Raw genomic sequence first — 21,331 nt, 5'->3', positions numbered from 1 at the left:
GGGCCAAAACGCAAAGACGCCGCTATCCGGATCGCCGCAGGGGCGAGGCAGATGAGCGACGTCTTTGTCGTAGGGTGGGGCAACCGCCGTTGGTTACCTGTGAGGAGTGCTTAGCCAGATCTGTGCCAACCGCAGGCAACCCGTAGCGGCTTGCAGGGTGGTTTCAGCCCAGCAGCTCGCTCATGGCAATGATCTGCTCCGCCACCTGGATCAGTTTCTGCTGGCGGCTCATGGCCTGGCGGCGCATCAGGGTGTAGGCGTCTTCCTCGTTGCAGTCCTTCATTTTCATCAGCAGTCCTTTGGCCAGTTCGATGCGCTTGCGCTCGGCCAACTGTTGGTCGCGGGCCAGCAATTGGGCGCGCAGGGCCTGGTCGCTTTCGAACCGGGCCATGGCCACATCGAGAATCGGCTGCAGGCGCTGTGCGTGAATGCCTTCGACGATGTAGGCACTGACCCCGGACTTGATTGCCTGGCGCATCACGCCGGGGTCGTGCTCGTCGGTGAACATCACGATCGGCCGGGGCCGGTCGCGGGTGACCAGCACCACTTGCTCCATCACATCGCGGCCCGGTGACTCGGTATCGATCAGGATCACGTCGGGGCGCACCGTTTCGACGCGTGCGGGCAGGTCGATGGTCAGGCCGGATTCGTCGATGACGTCGAAGCCGGCTTCGGTCAGCGCGGCCTTCAGGCGTCCGACTTTTTTTGCGGTGTCGTTGATCAGCAGAATGCGCAGCATGTTCGCGGTCTCCTGTCAGCGGCGGGCCAGCGACGGCGCGCTGTCGCAGAGGGCGTGCAGCCGGAAGCTGCGGGCATAGCCGGCCGGGTCGCTGCCGTCCCAGACCTTGCCGTCGATCAGTTGGCTGCTGCGCATGTCGGCGAAGCCTGCCGGTACGCCCACGGCAGCGGCGGCGTCGCGGTACAGCGCCAGTTGCTGCACCTGGCGGGCGACGCCGAGGTAGTCCGGGTCGTCGCGCAGCAGACCCCAGCGACGGAACTGGGTCATGAACCACATGCCGTCGGAGAGGTACGGCAGGTTGACGGCGCCTTCGCGGTGGAAACTCAATGCATGCGGATCCTGCCAGCGGTGGCCGAGGCCGTCGGCGTAGTCGCCGAGGAAGCGCGGCTGGATGCATGAGGCCGGCGCGTCCAGGTAGGGCGGCGCGCTCAGGAGTTGCGCGGTGCTGCGCCGGTTTTCCGTACTGGCCTCGATGAAGCGGCTGGCTTCCAACACGGCCATCACCAGGGCCCGGGCGGTGTTGGGGTATTGCTCGACGAACGCTTGGGTGCAGCCCAGCACTTTCTCGGGGTGATCGGGCCACAGGGCCTGGGTGGTCGCCATCGTGAAGCCGAGGTCCTGCTGCACGGCTGCGGCGGCCCAGGGCTCGCCGGCACAGAAGCCGTCGATGCGCCCGGCCTGCAGGTGGGCGACCATCTGCGGCGGCGGCACCACCACGCTGTCGACGTCCCGCAACGGGTGAATGCCCTGGCTCGCCAGCCAGTAATAGAGCCACAGGGCGTGGGTGCCGGTGGGGAAGGTCTGGGCGAAGGTCAGTTTTGCCCGGGATTGGTGCACATGGGCCGCCAGCGCTTCAGGAGCGGTCACCCCCAGGCGTTGCAGACCGTGGGACAGGTTCAGGCTCTGGCCGTTCTGGTTCAGGCCCATCAGTACCGCCATGTCGGTGGGCGCCACGCCGCCGATGCCCAGGTGCACGGCATAGATCAGGCCGTACAGGCTGTGGGCGGCGTCCAGTTCGCCGCTGACCAGCCTGTCGCGCAGGTTGGCCCAGGAGCTCTGGCGCTTGAGGTTCAGGGTCAGGCCATAGGGCTGGGCGAAGCCCTGGGTGGCGGCGACCACCACCGAGGCGCAGTCGCTCAGGGCCATGAAGCCGAGGTCGATCGCGTTCTTTTCCGGAGCGTCGCTGCCGTTGACCCAGGCCAAGGGCCCGGCGGAGGGTTCATTCATCGCAAGCACCTGCCAAAGCGGCTTCAAAAAAAACGTCGCCCCCGGCCTTGTCCGCGCACTGCCGGGTGACGACGCCCTTGTCTTTGCCCGCCGGCCGACGTTGGCTCGCGGGCGGATGGAATGGTGGGTGCAAGGCATATGCCAGCGCGGGCCGATTTGCGCGTGCGCCTCGCGCGCCAGGCGGATGCCCGGCTATAATCGCCGCCTCTTTTCGCCGCCCGAGTCATCGCCGACCATGTACACCCTGGCCCGTCAGCTGTTGTTCAAACTCTCCCCGGAAACCTCCCACGATCTGTCGCTGGACCTGATCGGCGCGGGCGGGCGTTTGGGCCTCAACGGCTTGCTGTGCAAGGCCCCGGCGCAGGTGCCGGTGAATGTCATGGGCCTGGACTTCCCCAACCCGGTGGGCCTGGCGGCCGGCCTGGACAAGAACGGCGCGGCCATCGACGGTTTCTCGCAGCTGGGCTTCGGCTTCGTCGAGATCGGCACCGTCACCCCGCGCGCGCAGCCGGGCAACCCCAAGCCCCGGCTGTTCCGCCTGCCGGAGGCCGAGGCGATCATCAACCGCATGGGCTTCAACAACCTCGGCGTGGACAACCTGCTGGCGCGGGTCGCGGCGGCCAAGTACAAGGGCGTGCTGGGGATCAACATCGGCAAGAACTTCGACACCCCGGTCGAGCGCGCGGTGGACGACTACCTGATCTGCCTGGAGAAGGTCTACGCCCACGCCAGTTACGTCACGGTCAACGTCAGTTCGCCGAACACCCCGGGCCTGCGCAGCCTGCAGTTCGGCGATTCGCTCAAGCAACTGCTGGCGGACCTGGCGGCGCGCCGCGCCGAACTGGCCCTGCAGCACGGCAAGCATGTGCCGCTGGCGATCAAGATCGCGCCGGACATGACCGATGAGGAAACCGCCCAGGTGGCGCAGGCGCTGATCGAGACCGGGATGGACGCGGTGATCGCCACCAACACCACCCTGGGGCGTGCGGGCGTCGAAGGCATGGAGCACGGCGACGAGGCGGGCGGCCTCTCCGGCGCCCCGGTCCGCGACAAGAGCACCCACACCGTCAAGGTGCTGGCTGCCGAGCTGGGCGGGCGTCTGCCGATCATTGCGGCCGGCGGCATCACTGAAGGCAAGCACGCGGCGGAGAAGATCACCGCGGGCGCGAGCCTGGTGCAGATCTATTCCGGCTTCATCTACAAAGGCCCGGCGCTGATCCGCGAGTCCGTGGACGCGATCGCCGCCCTGCGCTGAAGATTCAGGCGCCATCGCCAGCAGGCTGGCTCCCACAGAGTCTTGCGGTCGCCACAAAGCCCTGTAGGAGCCAGCCTGCTGGCGATGGCATCGGCGGGAGCGCTGCCGGGATACGGTCAGGCATAAAAAAGGGCTCCTCGAAGGAGCCCCTGGGCCGTAGCCCGCCGTCCGGGAAGGACGTGCGTGGTTAAATCGTTGCGAATTCAGATTGTCGTGTCGGAATAAGTGCCCTGTGTCAGCCGACGGCGTGAAGTTCGTTGAGTCTGTGGATTCCCGCAGTGCCGGTCATACCGTCCCAGTTGTCGCCGCGTCCTTCCCGCCAGCCGTTGATCCAGGCTTGGCGTACCGACGGTAGAGTAAATGGGCAAAGCTCACGGGATTTGCCACCAACGCCATATTGATATCCGCGCAAAAATGCTCTTTCCAACGGATCACGCTTAAGTCTTCTCATAGGGTGTTTCCCTCACTTGTTGACTGTTTGTGTCGCGTCGACCCCCATCGGGGTCAGGCAGAAAAACTCTGCCGTTGGCGGCTCGCTGCCGGCGTGGCGAGCCAAGGTGTTGACGCCGTTGCGACGTCAACCTGGAGTCAGTTCTAACCAATGAGTCACATCGAGGGAATGACCGTTTTGTCATAAGGACGTAACGAAAAGCGTGCTATGGCGATAAGTAACAGCGTATTTTTCCAATGTTTATTGGCTAAACCCCGGTATGATCGGCGCTGCGTCGGATGATGGGGTTAATCCATTAGTGAGAATGACCCACGCTTGCAGTCAGGTACTATTCGACGAAGGGTTGCTTTGAGTCATTTTGTTGCATCAACTTTTTTATCTGTCCCGGCATCTAAGCTCTTTTGACCCGAGCAGCGGGGGATGGAACGGCACACCTTCGTGCCACGCGGGCGCTCTTGCAGAAAAGCGCCTGATTGAAAACCGGGTCGGCGATGCGTTGCCGGCCCACACAGCCAAAGGCTCTGGAAATACCATGTCCGATCGTTTCGAACTCTTCCTCACCTGCCCAAAAGGCCTTGAAGGCCTGCTCATCGAGGAAGCCGTCGGGCTTGGCCTTGAAGAGGCCCGCGAACACACCTCCGCGGTGCGTGGCATGGCCACCATGGAAACCGCCTACCGCCTGTGCCTCTGGTCGCGCCTGGCCAACCGCGTGCTGCTGGTGCTCAAACGCTTTTCGATGAAGAACGCCGACGACCTGTACGACGGCGTGCACGACATCGACTGGCAGGATCACATGCTCAGCGACGGCACCCTGGCCGTCGAGTTCAGCGGCCACGGCTCGGGCATCGACAACACCCATTTCGGCGCCCTGAAAGTCAAGGACGCCATCGTCGACAAGCTGCGCACGCCGCAGGGCGACCGTCCTTCCATCGACAAGCTGAACCCGGACCTGCGCATCCACCTGCGCCTGGACCGCGGCGAAGCGATCCTGTCCCTCGACCTTTCCGGCCACAGCCTGCACCAGCGCGGCTACCGTCTGCAGCAGGGCGCGGCGCCGCTCAAGGAAAACCTGGCGGCCGCGGTGCTGATCCGAGCCGGCTGGCCGCGCATCGCCGCCGAGGGCGGCGCGCTGGCCGACCCGATGTGCGGCGTCGGCACGTTCCTGGTCGAAGCGGGGATGATCGCCGCCGACATGGCGCCCAACCTGCGCCGCGAGCACTGGGGCTTCACCCACTGGCTGGGCCATGTGCCGGCCCTGTGGCGCAAGCTCCATGACGAAGCCCAGGAACGCGCCGCCGCCGGCCTGGCCAAGCCGCCGCTGTGGATCCGCGGCTACGAGGCCGATCCGCGGCTGATCCAGCCGGGCCGCAACAACGTCGAGCGCGCCGGCCTGAGCGAGTGGATCAAGATCTACCAGGGCGAAGTGGCGACCTTCGAGCCGCGCCCGGATCAGAACCAGAAAGGCCTGGTGATCTGCAACCCGCCGTACGGTGAGCGTCTGGGCGACGAAGCCAGCCTGCTGTACCTCTACCAGAACCTTGGCGAGCGTCTGCGCCAGGCCTGCCTGAACTGGGAGGCGGCGGTGTTCACCGGCGCGCCGGACCTGGGCAAGCGCATGGGCATCCGCAGCCACAAGCAATATTCCTTCTGGAACGGTGCGCTGCCGTGCAAGCTGCTGCTGATCAAGGTGCGCCCTGACCAGTTCGTCACCGGCGAGCGCCGCACCCCGGAGCAGCGCCAGGCCGAGCGCGAGCAGGCGGCCTACGACCAACTGCCGGACGCGCCGCAGGAACGCCAGTTCAACAAGAACGGCAACCCGATCAAGCCGGCGCCGGCCCCGGCGGTCGAGCAGCCGCGCCTGAGCGAAGGCGGGCAGATGTTCGCCAACCGCCTGCAGAAGAACCTCAAGGCGCTGGGCAAGTGGGTCAAGCGCGAGGGCATCGATTGCTACCGGGTCTACGATGCGGACATGCCGGAATACGCCATGGCTATCGACCTGTACCAGGACTGGGTGCACGTCCAGGAATACGCCGCGCCGAAGTCCGTCGATCCGGAAAAGGCCTCGGTGCGCATGTTCGACGCCCTGGCGGCGATTCCCCAGGCGCTGAACATCGACAAGAGCCGCGTGGTGGTCAAGCGCCGCGAGCGTCAGAGCGGCACCAAGCAGTACGAACGCCAGAGCGCCCAGGGCAAGTTCAATGAAGTGACCGAGGGCGGCGTGAAGCTGCTGGTCAACCTCACCGACTACCTCGACACCGGGCTGTTCCTCGACCACCGTCCGATCCGCATGCGCATCCAGAAGGAGGCCGCCGGCAAGCGGTTCCTCAACCTGTTCTGCTACACCGCGACCGCCAGCGTGCACGCGGCCAAGGGCGGGGCGCGCAGCACCACCAGCGTCGACCTGTCCAAGACCTACCTCGACTGGGCGCGGCGCAACCTGTCGCTCAACGGCTTCTCCGACAAGAACCGCCTGGAACAGGGCGACGTGATGGCGTGGCTGGAGAACAGCCGTGACGAGTACGACCTGATCTTCATCGACCCGCCGACCTTCTCCAACTCCAAGCGCATGGAAGGGGTGTTCGACGTGCAGCGCGACCAGGTGCAACTGATCGACCTGGCCATGGCCCGCCTGGCGCCGGGGGGCGTGCTGTACTTCTCCAACAACTTCCGCAAGTTCCAGCTGGAGGACAACCTGGCCGAGCGGTATGCGGTCGAGGAGATCACCGCCAGCACCATCGATCCGGATTTCGCCCGTAACGGCAAAATCCACCGCGCCTGGAAAATCACGGCCCGTTGACGCCCGGCCTGATTGGATCCACAGAGCCTTGATTTTTAAAGGCTCCTGGATCCGATCAGTGCTAGCCAAATTAGTGGCTAATAGCTATAACTCAACTCACGGCCAATGAGGGTTTCCAAGGAAACACTGGCGTAGTGAGTGGCCTCTATGTCGTTGCACCCCGTGCGCCCAAAGATCCTGGGTTTCATCAGCGAAGAAGTCTCGGCCTGGCTGGTCGCGCTGCTGGTTCTGCTCGCCGGTGCGATTCTCACGGGGTTGCTGGCCTGGGCCACCGTCAATCAGTTCCACAACCAGTTGCGCCAGCGCTTTCAGTTGCTGGCCAGCGAACGCTACAGCCGCATCGAAGAACGCTTTCAGGACCAGGAGCAGCGCCTGGACGGCTTGCGCCGGTTCTTCACCAATTCCGATTCCGTGTCCCGCGCCGAATTCGACGGCTATGCCAAGCCGCTTCTGCTGCGCACCCAAGCCTATTCCTACGCGCCCCGGGTGAGCCGTGCGCAACGTCCGGCGCTGGAGCAAGCGGTGCGCGACGAGGGCCTGCCGACGTTCACGTTCCGTGAGCTTAACGCCGACGGTCAATTGCAGGTGGCCGGGGATCGCGACGTCTATGTGCCGGTGCTCTACACGCAGACCCAAAGCCGCCTGCCCACGCCGCTGGGCTACGACCTGCTGGCCCAGCCGCTGCGCCGCACCACCCTGGAGCGCGCCGACCGCAGCGGGCGCATGGCGGTGTCGCAGCCGCTGCACCTGGTGGGCATCGAGCCGGCCTATGCCCGGGGCGTGCTGCTGCTGGCGCCGGTCATCCGCGCGGGGGCGGCGGATCGCCAGCCGCAGGGGTACGTGATGGCGGTGATCAGCATGCGCCAGTTGCTGGCGGACGGCTTGCCGGCCGAAGACCATGACTTCCTGACGGTGCGCATCCTCGACCTGTCCACCGACGACCAACATGAGGTGCTGTACGAATCCTCCAACAAACCGGGGGACAGCGATCTGTCGTCCACCCAGTTGCTGCGCTTGGCCGACCACGACTACCAGGTGGACATCCAGCCCAGCGCCGCCTTCATGCAGGCCAACCATTCCTCGGTGAGCAGCCAGATCGTCCTGGGGATTTTGCTCAGCGTGCTGTTGAGCGCCTTGCTGTACGTGCTGGTCAGCCAGCGTCAGCGCGCCCTGCGCATGGTTGAGCAGCGGACTCAGGAACTGCACGCCAGCGAGCGGGAACTGCGCGGCACCCACGGCCAGTTGCGCGGCGTGCTCAACGCGGCGACCCAGGTGGCGATCATCGCCACCGACCTGCGCGGGGTAATCAACACCTTCAACCCCGGCGCCGAACAGATGCTCGGCTACCGCAGCAGCGAAGTCATCGGCCACATGACCCTGGAGAACCTGCACTTTCCCCGGGAACTGAGCGCACGGGCCGCGGAGTTGAGCGCCCGCTACGGCAAGACCATCCCGGCCTGCCAGGCGATGCTGGTGGAGGGCGGCGAGGTCGGCGGCCACGAGGCCCGGGAGTGGACGCTGGTGCGCAAGGACGGCAGCCACATCCCGGTGAACATGCTGGCCACGCCGGTGCTCGACGAGCAGGGGCTGTGGGTCGGGCATCTGGCGATCTGCATCGACATCACCGAACGCAAGCGCGTGCACGAAGCCCTGGCGGCGCGGGACGTGCTGCTCAAGAAGCTCAGCGCCCACGTTCCCGGCGGTATCTATCAGTTCAAGATGGAGTTCGACGGCCGCTTCAGCGTGATCTACGCCAGCGACGGGATCCGCGAGATCTACGAACTGGAGCCGGACGTGCTGCTGCTCAACGCCGAGGCGATCTTCACCCGCATCCACCCCCAGGACACCACGCGCGTGCGCTCATCGATCCGCGCCTCGGCCGACAACCTCAGCCCGTGGCGCGAGGAATACCGCGTGCAATTGCCCGAGCGCGGCCTGCGCTGGGTGCGCGGCGAAGCGACCCCGGAAGAGCTGCCAGGCGGCGGGGTGCTGTGGCACGGCTACATTTCCGACATTTCCGACCTCAAGCGGGTAGAAGAGGAACTGCGCGCCCTGTCGGTGACCGACGCCCTGACCGGCATCCACAACCGGCGCTACTTCCAGGAGCGGCTGACCACTGAGATGGCCCGGGTCGAGCGGGGCGGCGGGGAGCTGTCGGTGATCATGCTCGACATCGACCATTTCAAGCGGATCAACGACCAGTACGGGCATGCGGTGGGCGACAGGGTCCTGCAGGCCGTGTGCGAGCGCATCGGCCATCGCCTGCGGCGCACCGACGTGTTCTGCCGTCTGGGCGGCGAGGAGTTCATGGTGCTGTGCCCGGACATCGACGGCGACCACGCCTACATGCTGGCGGTGGAGCTGTGGCAGGGCCTGCGCAGTGCGCCGGTGGACGTGGTCGGCACGGTGACCGCCAGTTTCGGCATCGCCAGCTGGCGTCCGGGAGAGGGCGCCGACGCCTTGTTGCTGCGGGCAGACTCCGGGGTGTATGCGGCGAAGCAGGGCGGCCGCGACCGGGTGGAGCGGCAGACGAACTGAGCACCGATCCCTGGTAGGCGCGAGCCCGCTCGCGATGGCGTCACCCGTCCACCGCTGGCACACGGCTGTGCGGCGACCACGGATTCTGGCGTCGCCGATGTCCCGGTGGGAGCCAGCCCGCTGGCGATGGCGTCAGCCAAGGCGCCGCCCGGCAGGCGCCCCCACAGAGAAAACGCTTAAAGAACCGACGCGGTCTGCGGCGCCTTCGGCTGGCGGTACAGGTCCAGCAGCACCTGGTCGAGCACCGACGAGGCGCCGAACGGGGCCTTGTCGTTGAGGATCGCCACCACCGCCCAGGTGTTGCCGTTGTTGTCGCGGCTGAAGCCGGCGATCGCCCGCACGGTGTTCAGGGTGCCGGTCTTGATGTGGGCCTCGCCGCGCATCGCGGTGTTCTTCAGGCGCTTGCGCATGGTGCCGTCGGTGCCGACGATCGGCATCGAGCTGATGTACTCGGCGGCATACGGGCTGTGCCACGCGGCCTGCAGCATGCTGGCCATCTCACGGGCGCTGACGCGCTCGGCGCGGGACAGGCCGGAGCCGTTCTCCATCACCAGGTGCGGCGCGGTGATGCCTTTCTTCGCCAGCCACTGGCGCACCACGCGCTGGGCCGCCTTGGCGTCGTCGCCGTCAGCCTCGTTGCGAAAGCGCTGGCCCAGGCTCAGGAACAGCTGCTGGGCCATGGTGTTGTTGCTGTACTTGTTGATGTCGCGGATGACTTCCGCCAGGTCCGGCGAGAAGGCACGGGCCAGCACCTTGGCGTTGCCCGGCGTCGCGCCCTGGCGGTCCTTGCCCTGGATGCTGCCGCCCAGTTCCTTCCAGATCGCCCGCACGGCGCCGGCGGTGTAGGTGGCATGGTCGAGCAGCGACAGGTAGGTCTGCGAGCTGCAGCCTTCGCCCAACTGGCCGCCGACGGTCACGGTCACGCTGCCGTCGGCCTGAGGCACCGGGTTGTAGCGCACGCCGCCGGTGCATTGCTTGGAATTGAGCGCCTTGACCTGGTTGTCGATGCGGATGCTGGCGATCGGCGGCTCCACGGACACCAGCACCCGGCCGTCGTCATTGCGGGCCACGAAGCGCAGGGCCTTGAGGTTGACCAGCAGGGCGTCCGGCTTGACCAGGAACGGTTTGTTCTCGTCGTTGCCGTCGTCGTTGAATTCCGGCAATTGCGGCTGGACGAAGAAATTGCGATCCAGCACCAGGTCGCCGGTGATCTGGGTCACGCCGTTGGCGCGCAGGTCGCGCATCAGCAGCCAGAGTTTCTCCATGTTCAGCTTCGGATCGCCGCCGCCCTTGAGGTAGAGGTTGCCGTTGAGGATGCCGCCGCTCAGGTCGCCGTCGGTGTAGAACTCGGTCTTCCACTGGTGGTTGGGGCCGAGCATTTCCAGGGCCGCGTAGGTGGTCACCAGTTTCATGGTCGAGGCCGGGTTGACCGACACGTCGGCGTTGTACACGGTCGGGGTGCCGGGGCCTTCCAGCGGCACCATCACCAGCGACAGCGCACTGGGCGGCAGCTTGCTGGCCTTGAGGGCCTTTTCGACGTTGGGGGTCAGGGACGTGTTGATGGCGGCGGCGGAAACGGGCAGGGCCAGGGGCAGGAGAAGGCTGGCCAACAGCAGGGGACGCAACGATTTGATCATGTGAAATAAAACCCTACAGCCGAGGGGAAAAAAGAAGGAGGCATGGATGAAAAGGCCCCCGATGGTCATGAAAGTGTCGGCATTATGCCCCAAGGTGTAACAGCTTGTGCCTTTCGCAGGCGGGCCATTTCATGATTTTTTTTACAGGTGACCGTGTGCTCGCGCCAGAGAGTCGGGCAATCGGCGCCTTAAACTGCTAAAGTGCCGCCGGTATTTACTCAAGAGGATTGTTCCAATGGCGACTAACCGTTCCCGGCGTCTGCGCAAAAAACTGTGCGTCGATGAATTTCAAGAGCTGGGATGCGAGCTGAACCTGGAGTTCAAAGAAGACCTGTCCGAAGAGGCCATTGATGCGTTCCTCGACGCTTTCCTCAAGGAAGGCATGGAAGCCAACGGTCTGGGCTACGTCGGCGGCGACGACTACGGTCTGATCTGCTCGATCAAGCGCGGTTCGGTCAGCGAAGAGCAGCGCGCCAAGGTTGAAGCCTGGCTGAAGGCCCGCTCGGAACTGACCAGCGTCGAAGTCAGCCCGCTGCTGGACGTGTGGTACCCGGAAAAGCCGATCAATCAGGCTTGATTCCATGAAAGACGGCGACCTGAGGGTCGCCGTTTTTTTATGCCCGTTCTTTCGCGCTCACGCCTTGCGGCCGTTGAGGATCAGCAGGGTCAGCACGCCGGCGACGATGCCCCAGAAGGCCGAACCGATGGAAAACAGCGTCAGCCCCGATGCCGTGACCATGAAGGTGATCAGCGCCGCTTCCCGTTCCTTGACCTCGCTCATGGCGATGCTCAGGCCGTTGATGATCGAGCCGAACAGCGCCAGCGCGGCGATCGACAGCACCAGTTCCTTGGGCAGCGCGGCGAACAGCGCCGCCAGCGTGGCGCCGAACACCCCGGCGATGCCGTAGAACACCCCGCACCACACCGCGGCGGTGTAGCGCTTGTTGCGGTCTTCATGGGCGTGGGGGCCGGTGCAGATCGCTGCGCTGATGGCCGCCAGGTTGATGCCGTGGGAGCCGAACGGCGCCAGCAGCAGCGACGCCACCCCGGTGGCGGTGATGAGCGGCGAGGCCGGCACGTTGTAGCCGTCGGCGCGCAGCACGGCGACGCCGGGCATGTTCTGCGAGGTCATGGCCACCACGAACAGCGGGATGCCGATGCTGATGGTGGCGGCGAGGGAGAAGTGCGGGGTGGTCCAGACCGGCGTCGCCACTTCCAGGCGGAAACCGCTGAAATCGAGCAGGCCCAGGACTCCCGACAGCGCGGTGCCCACCAGCAGCGCGGCCAGCACCGCATAGCGCGGCGACAGACGCTTGACCGCCAGATAGGTGAAGAACATCCCCAGCACCAGCCCGGTGCGGTGCTGCGCGGCGACGAAGATTTCGCTGCCGATCTTGAACAGGATCCCCGCCAGCAGCGCCGCCGCCAGCGATGCCGGGATCTTTTTCACCAGCCGCTCGAAGCTGCCGGTCAGGCCGCAGACCGTCACCAGCGCGGCGCAGGTGATGTAGGCGCCGATGGCCTCGCCGTAGCTGACGCCGCCCAGGCTTGTGATCAGCAGCGCCGCGCCCGGCGTGGACCAGGCGATGGTGATCGGTGTGCGGTAGCGCAGGGACAGGCCGATGGAGCACACCGCCATGCCGATGGAAATCGCCCAGATCCACGAGGAGATCTGCCCGCTGGTCAGGCCCGCCGCTTGCCCGGCCTGGAACATCAGCACCAGCGAACTGGTGTAGCCGGTCATCATCGCGATGAACCCGGCGACGATGGCCGAAGGGGAGGTGTCGGCCAGCGGGCGCAGCCGGGCGTGGGTGGCGTCGTTCATGACGGCGGTGTTCCTTGTACTGATGAAGAGGCCCCGCCATCGCCCGCAGGCTGGCGCCCACAGGGGACGGGGACAGGGGCGGGCGGCGGATTCTGCGAACAAGCCTAAACTCAAACGTAACGAAGCGTTGCGATACAGCCGAAGCCGCAAACAGCCGTACAGTCGTGTTGCCACCTTCCATTGTGTACAATCGCGCTGTTTTTTACGCGATACTTGCCAGCGACCCACTGCGCCGTATTACAGTTTCCGCTAATCCGCCGCCGTTCTCCCGACCCGAGTGCCCATGAACGATCAGTTGCAACCCCTCAAGAAACAACCGCGAGCAGGCAAAGCCGGCCGCAGCGGAACCCAGGACGACATCGTCTATGCGCATATCTTCGAGGCCATCCTCGAACAGCGCCTGGCGCCCGGCACCAAGTTGAGCGAAGAAGCGCTGGGGGAAATCTTCGGGGTCAGCCGCACCATCATCCGCCGCGCGCTGTCGCGCCTGGCCCATGAAGGCGTGGTGCTGTTGCGGCCGAACCGTGGCGCGGTGGTGGCCAGCCCTAGCGTCGAAGAGGCGCGGCAAGTGTTCCTGGCCCGTCGCCTGGTGGAGCGGGCGATCACCGAGCTCGCCGTGCAGCACGCGACCGCCGAGCAGATCGCCGAACTGCGCCAGATGGTCAACGACGAACGTGACAGCTTCTCCCGCGGCGACCGCGGCGCCGGCATCCGGCTGTCGGGCGAGTTCCACCTGAAACTGGCCGAAGCGGCGAAGAACGCGCCGTTGATCAGCTTCCAGCGCAGCCTGGTCTCGCAGACCTCGCTGATCATCGCCCAGTACGAAAGCGGCAACCGTTCCCACTGTTCCTACGACGAACACACCCAACTGATCGACGCCATCGAAAAGCGCGACGGCGAGCTGGCGGTGAACCTGATGATGCACCACATGGATCACATCGACAGCAAGCTCAACCTCGATGAGGAAAGCGCGTCGGACGACCTGCACGCGGTGTTCTCGCACCTGTTGCAGACCAAGAAGCCGGGGCGTCCTGCGGCCAAGCTCTGAGCCGCAAGCATCCTCAGCCCGCTGCGGTGCCCTGACTGACGCCATCGCCAGCAGGCTGACTCCCACGGTGTCATGCAGTGGCGACAGATTCTGCAAACACCCCAACTCCTGTGGGTTCCAGCCTGTTGGCGATGGCTGCATGCACAATCCTGTGGGAGCTGGCTTGCCAGCGATGAGGCCCTGACCGGCAACAAAAATCCCCCGGGCCGAAAAGGCCCGGGGGATTTTTCATGCCTCAACGACTCAGCGCTGATGCACCAGTGCACCGGCGGCGTAGGTCTGCGCCACAGTGCGGTCATCCCCCAGCGTCATCAGCACGAACAGCGTCTCGGCGATGTTGTTCGCCTGCTTCAGGCGATAGCCCAGCAGCGGCGTGGCGTTGTAGTCCAGCACCAGGAAGTCGGCGTCGGTGCCCGGCTGCAGGTTGCCGATCTTGTCTTCCAGGCGCAGCGCCCGGGCACCGCCGAGGGTGGCCAGGTACAGCGACTTGAACGGGCTCAGGCGGGCGCCTTGCAGCTGCATCACCTTGTAGGCTTCGTTCAGGGTCTGCAGCAGCGAGAAACTGGTGCCGCCGCCCACGTCCGTGCCCAGGCCGACGTTGAGCTTGTGCTTCTCGGCCATCGGCAGGTTGAACAGGCCGCTGCCGAGGAAGAAGTTCGAGGTCGGGCAGAACGAAATCGCCGAGCCGGTCTCCGCCAGCCGCGCGCATTCCTCGTCGCACAGGTGCACGCCGTGGGCGAACACCGAGCGCTCGCCGAGCAGCCGGTAGTGGTCGTAGACGTCCAGGTAGCCCTTGCGCTCCGGGAACAGTGCCTTGACCCACTCGATTTCCTTGAGGTTTTCGCTGATGTGGGTCTGCATGTACAGATCCGGGTATTCGGTGAGCAACTGGCCGGCGAGGGTGAGCTGTTCCGGGGTGCTGGTGGGGGCGAAGCGCGGGGTGACCGCGTAGTGCAGGCGGCCCTTGCCGTGCCAGCGCTCGATCAGCGCCTTGCTGTCCAGGTAGCTGGATTCGGCGGTGTCGGTCAGGTAGTCCGGCGCGTTGCGATCCATCATCACCTTGCCGGCGATCATGCGCAGATCCAGCTTCTCGGCGGCCTCGAAGAATGAGTTCACCGACTGCGGGTGCACGCTGCCGAACACCAGCGCGGTGGTGGTGCCGTTACGCAGCAGTTCCTTGATGAAGATGTCGGCCACCTCGTCGGCGTGGGCCTTGTCGCCGAACTGGCTTTCGCATGGGAAGGTGTAGGTGTTCAGCCAGTCCAGCAGTTGCTCGCCGTAGGCGCCGACCATGCCGGTCTGCGGCAGGTGGATGTGGGTGTCGATGAAGCCCGGGGTGATCAGCGCGTCCTGGTAGTGGGTGATCTCGATGTCCGCCGCCAGGGTCGGCAGCAGTTCGCTGGCGTGGCCCAGGGCGCTGATCTTGCCGTCGTCGACCACCAGCAGGCCGTCCTCGAAGTATTCGTAGGAGGCTTCGATGCCGACCTCGGCGGGGTCGGCGATGCTGTGCAGGATGGCGGCGCGGTAGGCTTTGCGGGTCAAAGGCATGACGGTTCTCAATTTGAGGCTTTAAGGTGGGCGGCCTGGCTGCGGCGGGAAACCGGCAGCAGCTTGGCGATCGGTTCGGCGCCGGCGGTGTGCTGGCCGAAGTTGGCGTTGTAGGTGGCGATGATCTCGCCGGCGATGGAGATGGCGATTTCCGCAGGCAGCTTGCCTTTGACTTCGCCGATGCCCATCGGGCAGCGCATGCGTTGCACGACGCCGGCGTCGAAGCCGCGGTCACGCAGGCGGTGTTCGAACTTGGCGCGCTTGGTCTTGGAGCCGATCAGGCCGAAGTAGGCGAAGTCGTTGCGCTTGAGGATCGCGGCGGTGAGCTCCAGGTCCAGCTGATGGTTGTGGGTCATGACGATGCAGTAGCTGCCGGCGGGCAGGTCGTCGATTTCATCCACAGGCTCTTCGGCGACGATCTTGCGCACGCCGTGGGGGATCTGTCCGGGGAATTCCTCTTCCCGCGAATCGATCCAGCGCACCCGGCACGGCAGGCCGGCGAGCAGCGGCACCAGCGCCCGGCCGACATGGCCGGCGCCGAACACGGCGACCTGCGCCTGCACCTGGCCCATCGGCTCGAACAGCAGCACGGTGGCGCCGCCGCAGCATTGGCCGAGGCTGGCGCCGAGGCTGAAGCGCTCCAGGTGGGTGTCCTGCCGGCCGCTGGCGAGCATGTCGCGGGCGATCTGCATGGCCTTGTATTCCAGGTGCCCGCCGCCGATGGTGTCGAACGCCTGACGGGCGCTGACGACCATTTTCGAGCCGGCGTTGCGCGGCGTCGAGCCGAGCTCTTCGATGATGGTCACCAGCACGCAGGGCTCGCCCTGGTTCTGCAGGTCGGCGAGGGCGTCGATCCAGTTGTACATGTTCACCTCGACATCGTCGTTGTCTGTTCGGGCCTTATCGCTGGCAAGCCAGCTCCCACAGTGTTTGGTGGTGCTCACAGAATCCGGAATCTATCCGGACCTGTCGGAGCTGGCTCCACAGTGTTTGGTGGTGCTCACAGAGTCCGGAATCTATCCGGACCTGTCGGAGCTGGCTCCCACAGTGTTTTGTGGTGCTCACAGAGTCCGGAATCTATCCGGACCTGTCGGAGCTGGCTCCACAGTGTTTGGTGGTGCTCACAGAGTCCGGAATCTATCCGGACCTGTCGGAGCTGGCTCCCACAGTGTTTTGTGGTGCTCACAGAATCCGGAATCTATCCGGACCTGTCGGAGCTGGCTCCACAGTGTTTGGTGGTGCTCACAGAGTCCGGAATCTATCCGGACCTGTCGGAGCTGGCTCCCACAGTGTTTTGTGGTGCTCACAGAGTCCGGAATCTATCCGGACCTGTCGGAGCTGGCTCCACAGTGTTTGGTGGTGCTCACAGAGTCCGGAATCTATCCGGACCTGTCGGAGCTGGCTCCCACAGTGTTTTGTGGTGTCCACAGAAACCGGATTCCACCCGGATCCTGTGGGAGCTGGCTTGCCAGCGATCGGCGCGCCTCGGTCTCAGAGCGGAGCCAGCTCGGTTTCGGCCTCGACCGCTTTCGCGACCTTCAGCCGGCGCATCTGCTCGCAGCCCCACAGCACCCGCTCCGGCGTCGCCGGAGCGTCGATCTTGGGCTGGTGCCTGTAGTCGCCGAGGCTCGCCACGGCATCCTTGATCGCGCACCAGGCCGCGATGCCGAGCATGAACGGCGGCTCGCCCACGGCCTTGGAATGGAACACGGTGTCTTCCGGGTTCTTGCGGTTCTCCACCAGCTTCACCCGCAGGTCCACTGGCATGTCCGCCACGGCCGGGATCTTGTAGCTGGCCGGGCCGTTGGTCATCAGCTTGCCCTTGTTGTTCCACACCAGCTCTTCGGTGGTCAGCCAACCCATGCCCTGGACGAAGCCGCCCTCGACCTGGCCGATGTCGATGGCCGGGTTCAGCGAGGCGCCGACGTCGTGGAGGATGTCGGTGCGCAGCATCTTGTACTCGCCGGTCAGGGTGTCGACGATCACCTCGCAGCACGCCGCGCCGAAGGCGAAGTAGTAGAACGGCCGGCCGCGGGCCTGGCTGCGGTCGTAGTAGATCTTCGGGGTCTTGTAGAACCCGGTGCTCGACAGCGACACCTGATTGAAATACGCCTGCTGGATCAGCGCCTCGAAGGTCAGGATGTGATCGCGGATGCGCACATGGCCGTTGTGGAACACCACGTCCTCTTCGCTGACCTTGTACTGGCGGGCGGCGAATTCGATCAGGCGTTTCTTGATGGTCTCGGCGGCGTTCTGCGCAGCCTTGCCGTTGAGGTCGGCGCCGCTGGAGGCGGCGGTCGGCGAGGTGTTCGGCACTTTGTCGGTGTTGGTCGCGGTGATCTGCACCCGGTCGATCTCGACCTGGAACACTTCGGCCACCACCTGGGCGACCTTGGTGTTCAGGCCCTGGCCCATTTCCGTGCCGCCGTGGTTCAGGTGGATGCTGCCGTCGGTGTAGACGTGCACCAAGGCCCCGGCCTGGTTGAGGAAGCTGGCGGTGAAGGAAATGCCGAACTTCACCGGGGTCAGCGCCAGGCCTTTCTTCAGGATCGGGCTGTTGGCGTTGTAGCGGCGGATCGCTTCGCGGCGCTCGGCGTACTGGCTGCTCTCTTCCAGCTCGGCGGTCATTTCCTCGAGCATGTTGTGCTCGACCGTCTGGTAGTAGTGGGTGACGTTGCGCTCGGTCTTGCCGTAGTAGTTGGCTTTGCGCACCGCCAGCGGATCGAGGTTCAGGTGGCGGGCGATGGCGTCCATCACCTCTTCGATGGCGACCATCCCCTGCGGGCCGCCGAAGCCGCGGTAGGCGGTGTTCGAGGCGGTGTTGGTCTTGCAGCGGTGACCGTTGATGGTCGCGTCGCCCAGGTAGTACGAGTTGTCGGAGTGGAACATCGCCCGGTCGACGATGGACGCCGACAGGTCCGGTGAGCAACCGCAGTTGCCGGCCAGTTCCATGGCGATGCCGTGCAGGCGCCCGGTGCTGTCGAAGCCGACGTCGTACTCGACGTAGAAGGGGTGGCGCTTGCCGGTCATCAGCATGTCCTCGACCCGCGGCAGGCGCATCTTGGTCGGCTGGCCGGTGAGGTGCGCGACCACCGCGCACAGGCACGCGGGGCTGGCGGCCTGGGTTTCCTTGCCGCCGAAGCCGCCGCCCATGCGGCGCATGTCAACCACCACCTTGTTCATCGACACGTCCAGCACTTCGGCCACCAGCTTCTGCACTTCGGTGGGGTTCTGCGTGGAGCAGTAGACGATCATGCCGCCGTCTTCGGTGGGCATCACCGAGGAAATCTGCGTCTCCAGGTAGAAATGCTCCTGGCCGCCGATGTGCAAGGTGCCCTGGATGCGGTGTTCGGCGGTGGCCAGCGCGTTGGCCGAGTCGCCGCGTTGGTGGGTGTGGCTGTCCAGGACGAAATGGCGTTTGCGCAGGGCTTCGACCACGTCCAGCACCGGCTCCAGGTCTTCGTATTCGACGATCGCGGCCATGGCGGCCTTGCGAGCGGTCTCAAGATCCCGGGCGGCCACGGCCAGCACCGGCTGACCGACGAACTGCACGTCATCGATGGCCAGCAGCGGGTCGCCCGGCAGCAGCGGGCCGATGTCCTTCAGGCCCGGCACGTCCTCGTGGGTGATGGCGATGCGCACGCCTTCGAAGGCGTAGCAGGGGCTGGTGTCGATGCGCAGGATCTTCGCGTGGGCGCGGTCCGACAGCCGCGCGTAGACGTGCAGCTGGTTGGGGAATTCCAGGCGGTCGTCGATGTACTGCGCTTCACCGGACACATGCTTGGCGGCGCTGTCGTGCTTGACGCTGCGGCCGACACCGGTGGTCAGGTCCTGGGCGAACAGTTGCGCCAGCTCGGCCTGGGACTTCTCTGCGGCGTGATGGTTAGACATAAGCGGTCACCCGGGTCTCGATGTGCGGTGTTTGCAGTTCGATGAAGTACTTGCGCAGCAGGTTCTGCGCGCTGAGCAGGCGGTATTCCTTGCTGGCGCGGAAGTCCGAGAGCGGCGTGAAGTCATCGGCCAGGGCGGCGCAGGCGCGTTCGATCACGGCGTTGCCGAACGGCTGGCCCAAAAGGACGGCTTCGCAGTGGGCGGCGCGTTTGGGGATCGCGGCCATGCCGCCGAAGGCGACGCGGGCGTCGGCGATCACGCCGTTGTCGATGCGCAGGTTGAACGCGGCGCAGACGGCGGAGATGTCATCGTCCAGGCGCTTGGACACCTTGTACGCACGGAAAAGCTGCTCGGCGCTGGCGCGGGGCACGATGATCTTCTCGATGAATTCGCTTTCCTGGCGGGCGGTCACCCGGTAATCGATGAAGTAATCCTCCAGGGCCAGGGTGCGCCGGGTGTCGCCCTTGCACAGCACGATCTGCGCGCCGAGGGCGATCAGCAGGGGCGGGGAGTCGCCGATCGGCGAGGCGTTGCCGATGTTGCCGCCCAGGGTGCCCTGGTTGCGGATCTGCAGGGAGGCGAAGCGGTGCAGCAGTTCGCCGAAGTCCGGGTATTCGGCGTTCAGGGCGTCGTAGCAGTCGGAGAGGGCGGCGGCCGCGCCGATCTCCAGGCGGTCGTCGAAGCGCTCGATGCGCTTCATTTCGGCGACATTGCCCACGTAGATCATCACCGGCAGCGGCCGGTGGAACTGGGTGACCTCCAGCGCCAGGTCAGTGCCGCCGGCCAGCAGGCGGGCCTGTGGATAAGCGTCGTAGAGGTCGGCCAGGTCGGCGACGGTCAGCGGCACCAGGCAACGCTTGTCGCCGCTGTTGAGTTCGCCGATGTCGGTGGGGGCGATGGCCTTGAGGCGGGCGATGGTCTCGGCTTCGCGGGCGTCGAACTGGTCCGCCTGCTTGCCGCAGCACGACTGCTCGGCGGCGGCCAGGATCGGCCGGTAGCCGGTGCAGCGGCAGAGGTTGCCGGCCAGCGCTTCGTGGGCCTTGTGGGTGTCCGGCGCGTCGCTGTTCTTTTGCAGGGCGAACAGCGACATCACGAAACCGGGGGTGCAGAAGCCGCACTGCGAACCGTGGCACTCGACCATGGCCTTCTGCACGCTGTGCAGTTCGCCTTTGTGCTTGAGGTCTTCGACGCTGATCAACTGCTTGCCGTGCAGGGACGAAACGAACGTCAGGCACGAGTTGAGGCTGCGGTAGCGGATGCGTTCGCGGCCATCGTCATCCGTCTGCAGTTCGCCGACCACCAAGGTGCACGCGCCGCAGTCGCCGCTGGCGCAGCCTTCTTTGGTGCCGGTCTTGCCCACGTGTTCGCGCAGGTAGTTGAGCACCGTCAGGTTCGGGTCCAGGGCGTGCTCGCTTCGGAGTTCCTGGTTGAGTAAAAACTGGATCACGGATGGCCTCGCAGACTCATTATTGTTGTTGACCGATGGGAACCGAATTTAGCAGGTCTGACTTTTCGGTCAATGGTTTTCTGACTTAAAGGTCAGGAAAACTGCTTTTGTCGATCGGCAACGTGTCTCTTCAGTATTGACCCTTGCCGGGATACCCGCTTTTTTGCGGGATTCGTGCCAAAAACCGCCGAGTGGGCACTCCGCCACACCCCCTCAATTGCGCTACACTGCGCCGCTTGTGCAGATCGAAGAGTTTGAAGGACAACCATGACGTTCAAGGCGCCGGACAGCCTCGCCGAGCAAATCGCTCACCACCTCGCCGAACGGATCATCCGCGGCGAAATGAAGCCGGGAGAGCGCATCCAGGAACAGAAGGTCACGCAGGCGCTCAACGTCAGCCGCGGTTCGGTCCGCGAAGCCTTGCTGATCCTCGAACGCCGCCACCTGATCGCGATCCTGCCGCGCCGGGGTGCCCACGTGACCGAGCTGACCGCACACAAGGTGCGCAGCCTGTGCACGCTGATGAGCGAGCTGTACATCCTGCTCGGCAACTCGGTGGCCAACGGCTGGCAGGTGCAGGCCGACATGGCGCCGTTCGTGCAGATCCAGCAGCGCCTGGCCGCCAGCTACGCGCGCCAGGACATCCGCTCCTTCGTCGACGACAGCTTCAGCGTGATGCGCGCCGCCTACCCGTTCGCCGACAACCCGTACCTGCAGGAAACCGTCGAGAACCTGCAGCCGGCCATGAGCCGCGCCTACTTCCTGGCGCTGGAGCAGCGCAAGGCCGAGATGAGCGAGTTCCTCGAACTGTTCGAACGCCTGCTGGCCGCGGTGCTCGCCCGTGACCTGCCGCAGATCCGCATCGTGCTGACGGCGTACGCCCAGCGCAGCTGCGATCTGGTGGTGTCTGCCCTGACGGCGGCCTGAC

The 21,331-nt window shown here is 65.2% G+C and carries 15 protein-coding genes; 6 read left to right on the top strand and 9 right to left on the bottom strand.

Going from position 1 to position 21,331, the window contains the following annotated elements; all coding sequences use genetic code 11:
* Positions 1 to 163 precede the first annotated feature (163 nt).
* Both CAG31_RS00885 and CAG31_RS00880 read right to left on the bottom strand, forming a co-directional pair.
* Positions 164 to 739, bottom strand: a complete 576-nt coding sequence (locus tag CAG31_RS00885; RefSeq protein ID WP_085577593.1) for an ANTAR domain-containing response regulator — start codon at positions 737 to 739, stop codon at positions 164 to 166.
* Between the two features lie 15 nt (positions 740 to 754).
* Entirely contained in the window at positions 755 to 1,966 is a 1,212-nt protein-coding gene (locus CAG31_RS00880; protein ID WP_085577592.1) for a CmpA/NrtA family ABC transporter substrate-binding protein, read from the bottom strand.
* A 235-nt stretch (positions 1,967 to 2,201) separates the two neighbouring features.
* Between CAG31_RS00880 and CAG31_RS00875 the strand changes: the two genes are divergently transcribed.
* A complete protein-coding gene (locus CAG31_RS00875) occupies positions 2,202 to 3,221 on the top strand; it encodes a quinone-dependent dihydroorotate dehydrogenase (protein ID WP_085577591.1) in 1,020 nt (339 codons plus the stop codon).
* Positions 3,222 to 3,456: 235 nt separating this feature from the next.
* Here the strand turns inward: CAG31_RS00875 and rmf are convergent, their stop codons facing one another.
* Complete coding sequence (rmf, locus tag CAG31_RS00870; protein WP_003223300.1) at positions 3,457 to 3,672, bottom strand: ribosome modulation factor; 216 nt, start codon at positions 3,670 to 3,672, stop codon at positions 3,457 to 3,459.
* Between the two features lie 532 nt (positions 3,673 to 4,204).
* On the opposite strand from rmf, the gene rlmKL reads away from it, so the two are divergent.
* Together rlmKL and CAG31_RS00860 are read left to right on the top strand one after the other, a co-directional pair.
* Positions 4,205 to 6,469 carry a bifunctional 23S rRNA (guanine(2069)-N(7))-methyltransferase RlmK/23S rRNA (guanine(2445)-N(2))-methyltransferase RlmL gene (gene rlmKL, locus CAG31_RS00865; RefSeq protein ID WP_085577590.1) on the top strand — a complete coding sequence of 755 codons (2,265 nt, stop codon included), beginning with the start codon at positions 4,205 to 4,207 and terminating at the stop codon, positions 6,467 to 6,469.
* 147 nt (positions 6,470 to 6,616) lie between these two features.
* Positions 6,617 to 9,007: a diguanylate cyclase gene (locus tag CAG31_RS00860; RefSeq protein ID WP_085577589.1), complete on the top strand. Its 2,391-nt coding sequence runs from the start codon at positions 6,617 to 6,619 to the stop codon at positions 9,005 to 9,007.
* Between the two features lie 176 nt (positions 9,008 to 9,183).
* On the opposite strand, the gene dacB is transcribed toward CAG31_RS00860, so the two are convergent.
* Positions 9,184 to 10,644, bottom strand: coding sequence for a D-alanyl-D-alanine carboxypeptidase/D-alanyl-D-alanine-endopeptidase (dacB, locus tag CAG31_RS00855; protein WP_085577588.1), 1,461 nt, complete (start codon positions 10,642 to 10,644; stop codon positions 9,184 to 9,186).
* Between the two features lie 235 nt (positions 10,645 to 10,879).
* Here dacB and CAG31_RS00850 point away from each other — a divergent pair, with 235 nt between their 5' ends.
* Positions 10,880 to 11,221 (top strand): YggL family protein, encoded by a 342-nt coding sequence (locus CAG31_RS00850; RefSeq protein WP_085577587.1) that lies wholly within the window; start codon positions 10,880 to 10,882, stop codon positions 11,219 to 11,221.
* 57 nt (positions 11,222 to 11,278) lie between these two features.
* Here the strand turns inward: CAG31_RS00850 and CAG31_RS00845 are convergent, their stop codons facing one another.
* Complete coding sequence (locus CAG31_RS00845) at positions 11,279 to 12,469, bottom strand: benzoate/H(+) symporter BenE family transporter (RefSeq protein ID WP_085577586.1); 1,191 nt, start codon at positions 12,467 to 12,469, stop codon at positions 11,279 to 11,281.
* Between the two features lie 283 nt (positions 12,470 to 12,752).
* Between CAG31_RS00845 and CAG31_RS00840 the strand changes: the two genes are divergently transcribed.
* Complete coding sequence (locus CAG31_RS00840) at positions 12,753 to 13,517, top strand: GntR family transcriptional regulator (protein ID WP_085577585.1); 765 nt, start codon at positions 12,753 to 12,755, stop codon at positions 13,515 to 13,517.
* A 243-nt stretch (positions 13,518 to 13,760) separates the two neighbouring features.
* On the opposite strand, the gene guaD is transcribed toward CAG31_RS00840, so the two are convergent.
* From guaD to xdhA, 4 genes are all read right to left on the bottom strand, one after another.
* On the bottom strand, positions 13,761 to 15,065 hold the full coding sequence (guaD, locus tag CAG31_RS00835; RefSeq protein ID WP_085577584.1) for a guanine deaminase: 1,305 nt from the start codon (positions 15,063 to 15,065) through the stop codon (positions 13,761 to 13,763).
* Between the two features lie 8 nt (positions 15,066 to 15,073).
* Positions 15,074 to 15,931: a xanthine dehydrogenase accessory protein XdhC gene (gene xdhC, locus CAG31_RS00830; protein ID WP_085577583.1), complete on the bottom strand. Its 858-nt coding sequence runs from the start codon at positions 15,929 to 15,931 to the stop codon at positions 15,074 to 15,076.
* 625 nt (positions 15,932 to 16,556) lie between these two features.
* Entirely contained in the window at positions 16,557 to 18,956 is a 2,400-nt protein-coding gene (gene xdhB, locus CAG31_RS00825; protein WP_085577582.1) for a xanthine dehydrogenase molybdopterin binding subunit, read from the bottom strand.
* Positions 18,949 to 20,403 carry a xanthine dehydrogenase small subunit gene (gene xdhA / locus CAG31_RS00820; protein WP_085577581.1) on the bottom strand — a complete coding sequence of 485 codons (1,455 nt, stop codon included), beginning with the start codon at positions 20,401 to 20,403 and terminating at the stop codon, positions 18,949 to 18,951. Before xdhA ends, xdhB begins: the two co-directional genes overlap by 8 nt.
* A 267-nt stretch (positions 20,404 to 20,670) precedes the next feature.
* Here xdhA and CAG31_RS00815 point away from each other — a divergent pair, with 267 nt between their 5' ends.
* Positions 20,671 to 21,330, top strand: coding sequence for a GntR family transcriptional regulator (locus tag CAG31_RS00815; protein ID WP_085577580.1), 660 nt, complete (start codon positions 20,671 to 20,673; stop codon positions 21,328 to 21,330).
* Position 21,331 lies beyond the last annotated feature (1 nt).

The sequence above is a fragment of the Pseudomonas sp. R25(2017) genome (assembly GCF_002112565.1).
Classification (GTDB): domain Bacteria; phylum Pseudomonadota; class Gammaproteobacteria; order Pseudomonadales; family Pseudomonadaceae; genus Aquipseudomonas; species Aquipseudomonas ekonensis.
This window is presented reverse-complemented; position numbering and strand designations above follow the sequence as displayed.